The sequence below is a fragment of the Burkholderia cepacia complex sp. TUM26381 genome, from assembly GCF_057439935.1.
This window is the reverse complement of record NZ_CM172007.1, coordinates 710593-723862: the sequence shown is the minus strand read 5'-3', so window position 1 is coordinate 723862 and position 13270 is coordinate 710593. Positions and strand designations below refer to the sequence as shown.

The following is a 13270-nucleotide window of genomic DNA, read 5'->3' as shown; positions in this document are numbered from 1 at the left end:
AAAAAAAAGCGCCTTGCAAAGGGCCGCATGAATCCGACCGACCGGGTCGCTTCATCGACGTGCCTGCCCGCGATCCGGCAACCGGCTTTTCCGGTTCCTCTCAAGGAGATCGAGTAGATGATCATCGACACCAGCTGTTACCCGACGAATCTCGTCGACCTCGCGTGGCGTCACGACGGCCCGCCGTTCACCGGCGAACGCCTGATCGAGACGATGAACGGCCCGTTCCTCATCAACGGCAAGCCGCGCCGCGTCGACAAGGCGTTCATCCAGCCGCCGCAAGGCAACACCATCTATACCTATACCGACGGCGAAAAGTCGGGCACCGAATCGATCGACGCGTACATGGCGTACACGGTCGAGATGGTGCGCAAGCACCCCGACCGCTTCATCGGCTGCTTCGTGTACAACCCGCGCTGCGGCGTGGAGAACGGCGTCAACGCGATCGATCACTACGTGCGCAAGCTCGGCTTCAAGATGGTGCAGTTCCAGGCCAACATGCACGCGTACCGGCCCGACCGCGCGCTCGACTGGCTGCGCCCCGCGCTGAAGAAATGCGCGGAACTCGGCGTGCTCGTGAAGCTGCACACCGGCGACGGCCCGTACAGCATCCCGACCGAGTGGGTGCCGATGATCAAGGAATTCCCGACCGTCAATTTCATCATGGCGCACTTCGGCGTACAGACGGGCGGCGTCTACTGCTTCGAGCCGTTCCAGCTCGCGATGGATCTGCCGAACGTGTACTGCGAATCGGGCTGGTGCCTGCAGTCGCGCATCGTCGAATTCGCGAAGGTGCTGCCGAAACACAAGATCCTGTTCGGCTCCGACACGCCGCCGAACGAACCGGGCATGTGGCTGCGCCTGCTCGAAGTGCTCTGCTTCGACCCGCCGCAAGGGATGAATCTCGACGAGGACACGCTCGAGGATTACCTCGGCAACAACACCGCGCGAATGATCGGCCTCGAACCGACGCCCGCGCCGCGCACCGTCGACGAAGCGAAAGCGTTGCTCGCCGCGTGACGCGCGCCCCTCTCCCCCGATTCCGGAGCATTGCATGATCATCGATACGCACCTGCACCCGACCAACCTCGTCGACGAGGCGTGGCGCCACACCGGCGAGCCGTTCACCGGCGAACGCCTGCTGAAGATGATGGACGGCCCGTACATCATCAACGGCAAGCCGCGCCGCATCGACATGGGCTTCATCCAGCCGCCGCCGGGCAACACCGGCTATCGCGACGGCAACCGCCGCGGCCGCGACGGCATCCGCGATTACATGGCGTATATCGCCGAACTCACGCAGAAGTACCCGGACCGCTTCATCGGCAACTTCACGTACAACCCGCGCTGGGGCCCGGAAAACGGCGCGGCGGAGCTCGAATTCCACATCAGGGAATACGGCTTCAAGATGGTGAAGCTGCACGCGAACATGCACGGCTATCGGCCCGATCGCGCGCTCGACTGGCTGCGCCCCGCGATGAAGGTCTGCGCGAAGTACAACATCGTCGTGCTGATCCACACCGGCGACGGGCCGTACACGATCCCGACGCAGTTCTACCCGATCATCCGCGAGTTTCCGATGGTGAACTTCATCATCGGTCACTTCGGCATCCAGACGGGCGGCAACTACTCGTTCGAGGCGTTCTGGATGGCGATGGACACACCGAACGTGTACTGCGAATCGGGCTGGTGCTACCAGTCGCGCATCGTCGAGTTCGCGCGCGAGCTGCCGCGCAACAAGATCGTGTTCGGCACCGATTCGCCGCCGAACGAACCCGGCATGTGGCTGCGCGAACTGGAGATGCTGTGCGGGCCCGCGCCGCAGGGGATGGATCTCGACGAGGACGGCCTCGAGGACTACATGGGCAACAACATCGCCCGCCTCGTCGGCATCGAGCCGACCAAGCCGCCGAAGGATCTCGACGAAGCGCAGAAGCGCCTGACGTCGACCTACCTGTAGCGCGCCGGCAGCCGGATCGCGTGCCGCCGCCGGCATGCGCGCGGTCCGGCCGTTCCTCTCCCGCATCCGACGGAGTGCATCATGGCGTCCAGCCTTTTCGCCGAGCAGCAGGATTTCCACCACTTCGCGAACGCGTATCGCGAACGCTTTCCGGACGACGTGCTGACGATCGGGCAGCCGCTGTCCGCCGACCAGGACGTCACGGCCGTCGTCGCGTCGCTTGCCGCGCGCGGCCGGCATGACATGCTCGTCTGCGAGCGCGTCGACGGGCTGTCGACGCCGCTCGTCACCAACGTATTTGCTTCCCGCACACGCATCGGCCGGTTGTTCGGCGTCGATGCGAACGGGTTGTTCGACGCCTGGCAGCAGCGCGCAAACGCCCCCATCGCGCCGGTCGTCGTGCCGCATGGTCCTGTGCTCGATCACGTGGTCGAAGGCGACGCGGTCGACGTTGCGCAGTTGCCGATGATCCGCCACTTCGAAACCGATCGCGGCCCATACGTGACCAACGCGGTGATCGTCGCCGAAGATCCGGCGACGGGCGTCGCGAACCTCAGTTACCACCGCTCGATGCCGGATGCTCGCAACGCGCTGGCGACGAGCCTGCATTCGCGCGGTCACCTGTGGCGGATGCTTCAAACAGCGAAGGCGCGCGGCGACACGCTGAACGTTGCGATGGTGATCGGCGCGCATCCGCTGTTCATGCTCGCGGCCGCCGCGCGCGTGCCGTTCGGCGCGGACGAGCGAGCGATCGCCGGCGGCCTGTTCGGCGCGCCGCTGCAACTCGTGCGCACGCCGCGTCACGGTATCGGCGTGCCCGCTGCCGCGGAGTTCGTGCTCGAAGGCACGATCGATCCCGACGCGCATGCCGAAGAAGGCCCGTTCGGCGAATTCACCGGCTATTCGTCAGACCGCTCGACCAACAACGTGCTGCGCATCGACGCGATGATGCGGCGCAACGATGCATGGCTCGTCGACGTGGTCGGCGGCCCGTACGCGGAACATCTGACGCTCGCGCGGCTGCCGCGCGAAGCCGAGATGAGCGAGAAGCTGAAAGCGCGCTTTCCGTCGGTCACCGCGATCCATTATCCGAACTCCGGCACGCACTTCCACTGTTACGTCGCGCTGAAGCAGTCGCGCGACGGCGAAGCGCGCCAGATCATGCTCGCACTGCTCGGCTGGGACCCGTACCTGAAGAACGTCGTCGCGGTCGACAGCGACATCGACATCGCCGACGACGCGCAGGTGCTGTGGGCGATCGCGACGCACTTCCAGCCGCACCGCGACCTGTTCGTCGTCGACGGCCTGCCCGGCAGCCCGCTCGATCCGTCGTCGTCGGCAGACGGCACGACGTCGCGGATGGGCATCGATGCGACGCGCGGCTCGCGCTTCGACGGCATACGCGCACGCGTCGGCGACGCCGCGATGCAGCGTGCCGCGCAAGTCATCGCGCAACTCGGCGGAGCCACGCGATGAGCGCGCGGCGGCTCGTGGTCGGCATCAGCGGCGCATCCGGCTTCGTGTACGGGATGCGGCTGCTCGCGCTGCTGCGCGATCTCGACATCGAGACGCACGTGGTCGTATCGCGCGCCGCCGCGCTGACGATGGCGCACGAGACCGACTTCAAGCTGTCCGACATCACGGCGCTCGCCAGTGTGCTGTACCGCAGCGACGACATCGCCGCGCCGATTTCGAGCGGCTCGTTCCGCACGCTCGGGATGATCGTCGCGCCGTGCTCGATGAAGACGCTCGCCGAAATCGCGAGCGGCCTTTCATCCGGCCTGATCCCGCGCGCGGCCGACGTCGTGCTGAAGGAGCGCCGCCGGCTCGTACTGCTCGCACGCGAGACGCCGTACACGCTCACGCACCTGCGCAACATGGCCGCCGTCACGGAGATGGGCGCGATCGTCGCCCCCCCTGTGCCGGCGTTCTACGCGCGCCCTGCTTCGCTCGACCAGATGATCGACCACACGCTCGGCCGCGTGCTCGACCTGTTCGACCTCGATTCCCGCACCGTCCATCGCTGGAAAGAAAGCGAATCCCTGCCCAATCCGCAGCCCAACCGACTCAACGGAGACGCATCATGACCCACATCCACACCACCCACAGCGACGTCGAAAAGATTCCGGTCACCGTGCTCACGGGCTTTCTCGGCGCGGGCAAGACCACGCTGCTGAACTACATCCTGCGCGAGAAGCACGGCCGCAAGATCGCGGTGATCGAGAACGAGTTCGGCGAGATCGGCATCGACGGCGGCCTCGTGCTCGAATCGACCGAGGAAATCTACGAGATGACGAACGGCTGCGTGTGCTGCGTCGGCGCGGTGCGCGAGGATCTCGTGCGCATCGTGCGGATGCTTGTCGCACGGCCCGACCGGCTCGATCACATCATCGTCGAGACGAGCGGGCTCGCCGATCCGTACCCGGTCGCGCAAACCTTCTTCCTCGACGATCCGATCGCGAAGGAGGTCGCACTCGACGCGGTGGTCACGATGGTCGACGCGAAGCATATCCGCGCGCACCTCGACGATCTCGTGCTCGACGGCCGCGACAACCAGGCCGTCGACCAGATCGTTTGCGCAGACCGGATCGTGATCAACAAGGTCGATCTCGTCGACACACCGGACGTCGATGCGCTGACCGCACGGCTGCGCGAGCTGAACACGACGGCCGAGATCGTCACGTCGAGCTACGCGCAGGTCGATCTCGACCGCATCCTCGGGATCGGCGCGAACGAATTCGCGCAGATCCTCGTCGAGAGCGACGGGCTGCACGCCGATGCGCCGCATGCGGACGAACACGCGCACGAGCATGGCCACGACGAACACGACGACCATGCGCACGACAGTCACGCCGCGCACGCACACGACGAAGACCACGACCATCACGAGCACGACGAAAGCGTGTCGTCGGTCGGCATCGAAGTCGAATCGGACGTCGATCTCGACGCACTCGAAGCGTGGCTCGGCGAGCTGCGCCGTGCCGACACCGCAAACCTGTTCCGGATGAAAGGCATCCTCGCCGTGCAGGGCCGCGCGCAGCGCTACGTGCTGCAGGGCGTGCACGGCGTCATCGAACTGCGCGCCGCACAGGCGTGGGGGTGCGAGCCGCGCTCGTCGCGCATCGTTTTCATCGGCCGCGATCTCGATCGCGCCGCGCTGACCGACCGTTTCCATGCCTGTCTCGCCGCGCCGGTCGCGGCCTGACGGGCACGCCAGGCGGGCGCGCCATGCGCCCGCCCGATAACGAACCTCAGGAGACACGCCCATGAACTCTGCTTCACATCCCGTCGATCGGGTCCTGCCGCGCCGCCAGATGCTGACGCTCGGCCTGCAGCACATGCTCGTCGCCTACATCGGCGCGATCGCGGTGCCGCTGATCGTCGCGTCGGCGCTGAAGATGTCGCCCGCCGACACGACCGTGCTGATCAGCACCGCGCTGTTCTGTTCCGGCATCTCGACGATCCTGCAGACGGTCGGCGTCTGGAAGCTCGGCGTGCGGCTGCCGATCCTGCAGGGCGTCGCGTTCAGCAGCGTCGGCCCCGTGATCGCGATCGGCATGACGCCGGGCGTGGGGTTCGCCGGCGTGTGCGGCGCGGTGATCGGCGCGGGCATCATCACGACCTTCGCGGCACCGCTGGTCGGCCGGCTGCGCCGCCTGTTCCCGCCGGTCGTGACGGGCTGCATCGTCACCGTGATCGGGTTGCAGCTGTTTCCGGTCGCGTATCAATGGGCGGGCGGCGGCGACGCGGCGAAGCTGCAGTTCGGCGAGCTGTCGTTCCTCGCGGTCGCGCTCGTCGTCGCGGTCGTGATCCTCGCGGTCAACCGCTTCGCGAACGCGTTCCTGCGCAACCTGTCGGTGCTGATCGGGCTCGTCGCCGGCAGCCTGCTCGCGATCGCGCTCGGAATGGGCAACTTCACCAACGTCGCGGCCGCGCCGTGGTTCACCGTGCCCTACCCGTTCCACTTCGGCACGCCGGTGTTCGCGATCGTGCCGGTGCTGACGATGGTCGTCGTGATGATCGTGCAGATGGTCGAATCGATGGGCCTGTTCGTCGCGATCGGCGACATCGTCGAGAAGCAGGTGAGCGAGGAGGATGTCGTGCGCGGGCTGCGTGCGAACGGCGTCGCGAGCGCGATCGCCGGCACCTTCGCCGCATTCCCGTTCATCGCGTTCATGGAGAACGTCGGGCTCGTGATCCTGACCGGCGTGCGCAGCCGCTGGATCGTCGCGGTCAGCGGCGTGCTGATGTGCGTCGTCGCGCTGGTACCGAAGATCGGCGCGATCGTCGCGTCCACGCCGTCGGCCGCGCTCGGCGGCGCGGGCATCGCGATGTTCGGCGTGGTGGTGGCGGCCGGCGTGCAGACGCTCGCGAAAGTCGATTTCGAGAACAACCGCTACAACGTGCTGATCGTCGGCTTCACGATCGCCACCGCGCTGATTCCGGTGATGGCGCCGAAGGTGTTCGCGCACATGCCCGACTGGACGCAGCCGTTCCTGCACAGCGGCGTCGTGCTCGCGTGCCTCGTGTCGGTCCTGCTCAATGCCTTGCTCAACGGCGTGCCGGCGGCGGCGCCCGTTGAATCGCACGCCCATGCCGACGCCGCGCACCGCAGCCCGATGGCGCGCGAGTGCGACTGACCGGCTTCCTGCCGCGCGCGGCATCGTGCCTGCGCGCGGCGCCTGACGCATAACGACCCGACCATCCGACTCCGAGGAGACCCGACCATGAGCGTTCCTTCTTCTTCGCTGCTGATCCGCAACCCGATCGCGGTCATGAGCGGCCGTGCCGGCGACGCCGCGCGGCTCGGCCAGGCCGACCTGCGCATCCGCGACGGCAGGATCGACGCAATCGCGCCCGGTCTCGCGCCGCTGCCCGGCGAACGCGTGATCGATGCAAGCCATTGCGTCGTTTATCCGGGCTGGATCAACACGCATCATCACCTGTTCCAGAACCTGCTGAAGGGCGTGCCGGCCGGCATCGACGCGGACCTGCAGGAATGGCTCGCGGCCGTGCCGTATCCGCGCGTCGCGCGCTTCACGCCGGAACTGGCACGCATCGCGGCTCGGCTCGGCTTCGCGGAACTGCTGCTGTCCGGCGTGACGACCTGCGCCGACCATCACTATCTGTATCACGCGAACGGCACGACCGAGACCGGCGACCTGCTGTTCGACGAAGCGGCCAGCTTCGGGATGCGCTTCGTGCTGTGCCGCGGCGGTGCACTGCAGGCGGCCGGCGATCACCCGGGCTTCGCCGGCACCGCGCTGCAGCCCGAGACGCTCGACCAGATGCTCGCGGATATCGAGCGGCTCAAGGCGCGCTATCACGATGCAGGCGCGGCATCGATGCGCCGCGTGGTCGTCGCACCGACGACGCCGACCTTCTCGCTGCCGCCCGGCCTGCTGCCCGAAGTCGCGCGTGCGGCGCGCGGCATGGGCCTGCGGCTGCATTCGCATTTGTCGGAGACGACGCGCTACGTCGATTTCTGCCGCGAGCGCTTCGGCAAGCTGCCCGTCGAATTCGTCGCCGAACACGAATGGCTCGGCCCGGATGTGTGGTTCGCGCACCTGGTCCATCTCGAAGCAAGCGAGATCGCGATGCTCGCGGAAACGGGCACCGGCTGCTCGCACTGCCCCGTCAGCAACGCGCGACTCGGCAGCGGCATTGCACCCGCGCCGCGCATGGCGGCGGCCGGCGTGCCGGTGTCGCTCGGCGTCGACGGTGTTGCGTCGAACGAATCGGGCAGCATGACGCACGAAGCGAATTTCGCGTGGCTCGTGCACCGCGCGGCGCATGGTGCGTCGGCCACCACCGTCGAGGGCGTGCTGCACTGGGGCACGCAGGGCGGCGCGCGCGTGCTCGGGCTGGAGGCGGTCGGCACCCTCGCCGTCGGACAGGCCGCCGATCTCGTGCTGTACGACGTGAGCGGCCCGCGCTTCAACGGCTTCCATGACGATGCGATCGCGCCGGTTGCGGCCGGCGAACCGGCGCCGGTGAAGTACACCATCGTGAACGGCCGCGTCGTGGTGGATAACGGCGAGATTCCGGGCCTCGACCTCGCGGCGCTGCGCCGCGAGGCGGTCGATGCGGTACGGCAGTTGCTCGACTGACGGGAGGCGACGCGATGAATCCACGCATCCGCATCGGCATCCTGACGCCGTCGTCGAACACCGCGCTCGAACCGCTGACGACCGAGATCGTCGCCGGCCTGCCGAACGTCAGCGTGCATTTCGCGCGCTTCACGGTGACCGAGATCGCACTCGATGCGGCCGCGCTCGACCAGTTCGACGCGGCGCGCATCCTCGTCGCGGCGCGACAGCTTGCCGATGCGCGTGTCGACGTGATCGGCTGGAGCGGCACGTCGGCCGGCTGGCTCGGTTTCGAGCGGGACGCCGCGCTGTGCCGCAGTATCGAGAAAGCAACCGGGATTCCGGCGACGACATCGGTGCTCGCGCTGAACGAACTGCTCGAACGCACCGGCGTGCGACGGCTCGGCCTCGTCACGCCCTATCTCGACGACGTGCAGCAACGGATCGTGCGTCAATACGCGCAACTCGGCATCGAGTGCGTAGCCGAACAGCATCTGGGGCTGCGCGACAACTACAGCTTCGCGGAAGTGCCCGATACGCAGCTCGCGGCATTGATGCGCAACACGGCGCAGGCCCGACCGGATGCGGTCGTCACGTTCTGCACGAACCTGCATGCCGCGCATCTGGCCGGTCCGTTCGAGCAGGCGACGGGGATCGCGGCGTACGACACGGTGTCGACAGTGGTGTGGAAGGCGCTGAGGATCGCGGAGGTCGATACGCGCGGGTTGGCGCGGTGGGGGAAGCTGTTCCAGATGAGTTGATGCGCGTCGCCGCCGCCGCGAGTATGCTTGAGCTTCGAACGCTCTCCAACACGCGGCGGCACGGCGAACGCGATACCGGTGCCCCGCCAACCGTCATTCACCATCGATGGATTTCGACGTCATCGTTCTCGGCGCCGGCATTGTCGGCGTCTCGGCCGCGCTGCACCTGCAGGATCGCGGGCGCAAGGTCGCCCTCGTCGATCGCGGTGCGCCCGGCGAAGGCACGAGCTTCGGCAATGCAGGCCTGATCGAGCGCTCGTCGGTCGAACCGTATCCGTTCCCGCGCAGCCCGTTCACGCTGATGCGCTATGCGCTGAACCGCTCGACCGATCTTTACTGGCACAGCGCGTCGCTGCCCGCGTTCGCGCCGTGGCTCGCGCGGTTCTGGTGGGAATCGGCGCCGCTGCGTCATGCGGCCGCTTCGCGCGACATGCTGCCGCTGATCGAACGCTGCATCGTCGAACACGACGCGCTGATCGCGCGGGCCGGCGCCGGCGAACTGATCCGCGCGAACGGCTGGCTGGAAGCGTTCCGCACGCCGGCCGCATTCGAACGCGGCGTGGCCGAAGCCGGCCTCACCGCGCGCCGCCACGGGCTCGGCATCACGCCGCTCGACGCGGCCGCGCTGCTCGCGCACGAACCGAGCCTCGCGCCCGGCTTCTGCGGCGCGCTGCACTGGCTCGATCCGAAAAGCGTCGTCGATCCTTCCGCGCTGGTCAAAGCGTATGCGCAACTGTTCGTACAAGGCGGCGGCACGCTGCTCACCGGCGACGCCGCTAGCCTCGACGCGCTGTCGCCCGGTTGGCAGGTTCACACGCAGGATGGCGCGGCCGCCGCACCGGCCGTCGTCGTCGCGCTCGGCCCGTGGTCCGACACGGTGTTCGGCAAGTTCGGCTACAAGATCCCGCTGCGCGAGAAGCGCGGCTATCACATGCACTACGCGCCGTCCGCGCGCGGCGTGCCGTCGGCGCCGATCGTCGATCGCGAATACGGCTACGTGATCGCGCCGATGCGGCGCGGGCTGCGATTGACGACGGGTGTCGAGATCGCGCGGCGCCGCGTGCCGCCGACCGGCGTGCAGCTCGAACGCGCGGAACGCGTTGCCCGCCCCGTGTTCGGCTTCGGCGAGCGGCTCGACCCGCATCCGTGGCTCGGCTTCCGGCCGTGCACGCCGGACATGCGCCCGGTGATCGGCCCCGCGCCCGCCCATCGCGGGCTGTGGTTCGCGTTCGGGCACAACCACCACGGGCTCACGCTCGGCCCCGTCACCGGCCGCCTGCTGGCCGAGATGATGACCGGCGAAGCGCCGTTCACCGATCCGGCGCCGTATCGCGCGGACCGCTTCTGAACGCGCGATACCCGCCGGCACGCCGTCACGACCGGCGCCGGGCCCGCCGTCAGCGAAAGCGGATCTGATTTCGCCCCAACTGCGCAACGGACGAGCACCCCATCAGCCGCATGTCCCGTTCGATTTCCGCGCGCATCAGTTGCAACGCGCGCTCGACGCCGGGCTGACCGGCCGCGGCGAGCGGGAACAGGTAATAGCGCCCCAGCCCGACCGCCTTCGCGCCCAGCGCCAGCGCCTTCAACACGTGCGAACCCCGCTGCACGCCGCCGTCCATCATCACGTCGATCCGGTCGCCCACCGCGTCGACCACCTCGGCCAGCTGATCGAACGCGGCGCGCGAGCCGTCCAGCTGGCGGCCGCCGTGGTTCGACAACACGATGCCGGTACAGCCGATGTCCGCCGCCCTGCGGGCGTCCTCGACCGAAATGACGCCTTTCAGGCAAAACTGCCCGTTCCATTCCCGCACCATGGCGGCGACATCGTCCCATGTCATCGACGGATCCAGCATTTCCGTGAAGTAGCGGCTGATCGACATCGCGCCGCCCCCCATGTCGACATGCTGGTCGAGTTGCGGCAAACGGAACCGCTCGTGGGTGAGATAGTTGAGCGCCCAGGCCGGCTTCAACGCGAACTGGGTCAGCCCCGCGAGATTCAACCTGAACGGAATCGAGAAGCCGGTTCGCTTGTCCCGCTCGCGATTGCCGCCGGTGATGCTGTCCACCGTCAGCATCATCACGTTCACGCCGGCCTGCCTGGAGCGGTTCATCATCTCGCGGTTGAGGCCGCGATCCTTGTGAAAGTAGAACTGGTACACCTGCGGGCCCTGGCTGATCGCGCGGGCTTCCTCAAGGCTCACGGTGCCGAGCGACGACACGCCGAACATCGTATCGAATTTTGCGGCCGCGGCTGCGACGGCGCGCTCGCCGTCGTGGTGAAACAGGCGTTGCAGCGCCGTCGGCGAGCAATAAACCGGCATGCCGAGCTTTTGCCCCATGACCGTCACCGACAGGTCGACGTCGCGCACGCCACGCAACACGTTCGGCACCAGGTCGCAGCTTTCGAACGCGCTCGTATTGCGTCGATACGTGACTTCGTCGTCCGCCGCGCCGTCGATGTAATTGAAGATCGGCCCCGGCAACCGCCGTCTGGCCAGCTCACGGAAGTCGTGGAAATTGTGGCAATCGTTCACACGCATGGGTCATACTCCATTCGGCAAACGAGCGGCATGCCGGTCGGCCGGCGTGCATCGCTCGTGTCGCAGCGTTCATCCTGTCCCGATGACCGATCTCCTCACCCGGCGCGACAGCCGCACCGGCACCCGCGGCCTGCATCGCGCCGACCGTTTCCGAACCTGCGCGGGATCGACTCGCCCGCTCAGTCGAGCGCGCGGCCGAAAATCCGGATCACTTCGTCGAGATGCTCGGCCATCGCGCGGCGCGCGGCGTCCGGGTCGCGCGCACGGATCGCGTCGAGGATCGCGCGGTGTTCAAGCTCCGACCGGTGCGGCATGTCGTCCGGCATGTACAGCGACTGCAGCCGCTGGAACATCAGGTCGTACTTGTGCGCGAGCAGCTGCTTGATCATCAGCGCATACGCGGCGTTGTCGCTCGCTTCCGCGATGCGGATATGGAACAGCCGGTCGCCCGGATGCGTGAGCGAGCCGCTGCGGTTGTCTTCCTGGTTGCGCAGGAACGCTTCGTGAATCCCTTCGATCTGCGCGTCCGAGCCGTGCCTTGCGGCGAGCGACGCGGCTTCCGGCTCGATCAGCCGGCGCGCCTGCAACAGCGCGAACGGCGGGATTTCGGTATCGAGGTCGAGCGCGATGCCGAGTTCCGGGTCGATCTCGACGATCGAGAACGGGGCGACTTTCGCATCGGGTTCGGGCGCAGGCTCGGGCGCCGCGACTGCTTCGGGATGGCGCACCTTCACGCCGTCGCCGACGCGCACGCTGACGAGCCCGCTCACTTCGAGCGCGATCAGCGCCTCGCGCACCGAGGTACGCGACACGCCGAACTGTTCGGCCAGTTCGCGCTCGGGCGGCAGATAGCTGCCCGGCGGAAAATCGCCGGACTCGATCATCGCACTGAGCTTGTCGGCGATCTGCTGGTAGAGACGGCGGTTCTGAATCGGCTGGATGGACATACGTTGACGCTGGTAATCGGTTTCGTTCCGGACGGTCTGACGAATCGAACAGACCGTTCGCGCCTATTTTATATGCCGCGCTTCACATCGCCCGGTATCGCATAGCAACGCGCGGCCGTGCCGCCCCACAACGCGCTGCGCTCGGCCGCCGACAGCCGCGACTCGGCCCAGCGTTCGACCAGCGACGTCACTTCGTCATACGACGCCGCCAGCAGGCACACGGGCCAGTCCGATCCGAACATCAGCCGTTGCGGCCCGAACGCGTCGAGCGCCGCGTCGAGACACTGTTCGATGTGCCGGATGTCCCGCGCGCGCAGGCCGCGCTGCCAGTCGGCTTCGGTCACGAGCCCCGACAGCTTGCATGCGACATGCGGCAACGCGCCCAGTTCGCGCAGCGACGCCCGCCAGCGCGCGAGCGCCGTGTCGTCGTGCTCGAACGCCGAAAGTGCCGGCTTCCCGGCATGATCGAGCACGAGCCAGTGCGCGTCGTGCGTCGCGCAGAACGCGCGCACGTCCGGCAACTGGCGTTCGAGCACGAGCACGTCGTACACGTAGCCGTTCGCCTGCAGCCATGCGATGCCCCGATTGAACCCGGGATCCGCGACGAACGCGGCCACGTCGGCTTCGTCCTGCACCTGATGACGAAAGCCGCGCAGCTTCGGGCTGCCCCACTCGGCGACACGGTCGGCAAGCGCCGGCGCGCCGAGATCCTCCCAGCCGACCACCGCCGCGATACGTGCGTCGTCGCGCGCGAGATCGAGCAGGAACGCCGTCTCGTCGCGCCCGGCGCGCGCCTGCACCACGATCGATGCGCCGAGCGCCTGCGCATGCATCAGCGGCCGCAGCGCATCGGGCAGGTAATCGCGCGCGAGCACGCCCATTCCCGGGCCGATCCACGGATAGTCGGCCGCGCGATAACGCCAGAAGTGCTGATGGGAATCGATACGCACTGCGCCCATGGTGCCCTCGT

The 13270-nt window shown here is 67.6% G+C and carries 12 protein-coding genes; 9 read left to right on the top strand and 3 right to left on the bottom strand.

From position 1 onward, the window contains the following. Positions 1–117 precede the first annotated feature (117 nt). From ACWMMN_RS20035 to ACWMMN_RS19995, 9 genes are all read left to right on the top strand, one after another. The gene (locus ACWMMN_RS20035) at positions 118–1020 is read left to right on the top strand and encodes an amidohydrolase family protein (protein WP_011354246.1); all 903 of its coding nucleotides are present in this window, start codon (positions 118–120) and stop codon (positions 1018–1020) included. 34 nt (positions 1021–1054) lie between these two features. Next, entirely contained in the window at positions 1055–1960 is a 906-nt protein-coding gene (locus tag ACWMMN_RS20030) for an amidohydrolase family protein (RefSeq protein ID WP_059239348.1), read from the top strand. 81 nt (positions 1961–2041) lie between these two features. Further along, the gene (locus tag ACWMMN_RS20025; protein WP_486423841.1) at positions 2042–3436 is read left to right on the top strand and encodes a UbiD family decarboxylase; all 1395 of its coding nucleotides are present in this window, start codon (positions 2042–2044) and stop codon (positions 3434–3436) included. Beyond that, positions 3433–4047: a UbiX family flavin prenyltransferase gene (locus tag ACWMMN_RS20020; RefSeq protein ID WP_486423840.1), complete on the top strand. Its 615-nt coding sequence runs from the start codon at positions 3433–3435 to the stop codon at positions 4045–4047. Before ACWMMN_RS20025 ends, ACWMMN_RS20020 begins: the two co-directional genes overlap by 4 nt. Then, positions 4044–5165 carry a CobW family GTP-binding protein gene (locus ACWMMN_RS20015; protein WP_256087234.1) on the top strand — a complete coding sequence of 374 codons (1122 nt, stop codon included), beginning with the start codon at positions 4044–4046 and terminating at the stop codon, positions 5163–5165. Before ACWMMN_RS20020 ends, ACWMMN_RS20015 begins: the two co-directional genes overlap by 4 nt. Positions 5166–5226: 61 nt before the next feature. Further along, positions 5227–6600 carry a nucleobase:cation symporter-2 family protein gene (locus ACWMMN_RS20010; protein WP_059239340.1) on the top strand — a complete coding sequence of 458 codons (1374 nt, stop codon included), beginning with the start codon at positions 5227–5229 and terminating at the stop codon, positions 6598–6600. Positions 6601–6687: 87 nt separating this feature from the next. After that, positions 6688–8070 carry an isoxanthopterin deaminase gene (locus ACWMMN_RS20005; RefSeq protein WP_059239338.1) on the top strand — a complete coding sequence of 461 codons (1383 nt, stop codon included), beginning with the start codon at positions 6688–6690 and terminating at the stop codon, positions 8068–8070. Between the two features lie 14 nt (positions 8071–8084). Then, positions 8085–8810, top strand: coding sequence for a maleate cis-trans isomerase family protein (locus ACWMMN_RS20000; RefSeq protein ID WP_340624655.1), 726 nt, complete (start codon positions 8085–8087; stop codon positions 8808–8810). A 106-nt stretch (positions 8811–8916) separates the two neighbouring features. Next, positions 8917–10158, top strand: a complete 1242-nt coding sequence (locus ACWMMN_RS19995; protein WP_059239335.1) for an NAD(P)/FAD-dependent oxidoreductase — start codon at positions 8917–8919, stop codon at positions 10156–10158. A gap of 49 nt (positions 10159–10207) precedes the next feature. Here ACWMMN_RS19995 and ACWMMN_RS19990 read toward each other — a convergent pair whose 3' ends face one another. From ACWMMN_RS19990 to ACWMMN_RS19980, 3 genes are all read right to left on the bottom strand, one after another. Then, positions 10208–11353 (bottom strand): alpha-hydroxy acid oxidase, encoded by a 1146-nt coding sequence (locus ACWMMN_RS19990; RefSeq protein WP_486423839.1) that lies wholly within the window; start codon positions 11351–11353, stop codon positions 10208–10210. Positions 11354–11532: 179 nt separating this feature from the next. Continuing rightward, the gene (locus ACWMMN_RS19985) at positions 11533–12300 is read right to left on the bottom strand and encodes a FadR/GntR family transcriptional regulator (protein WP_486423838.1); all 768 of its coding nucleotides are present in this window, start codon (positions 12298–12300) and stop codon (positions 11533–11535) included. A 68-nt stretch (positions 12301–12368) separates the two neighbouring features. Next, positions 12369–13259, bottom strand: coding sequence for an L-fucono-1,5-lactonase (locus tag ACWMMN_RS19980; RefSeq protein WP_059239328.1), 891 nt, complete (start codon positions 13257–13259; stop codon positions 12369–12371). Between the last annotated feature and the right edge of the window lie 11 nt (positions 13260–13270).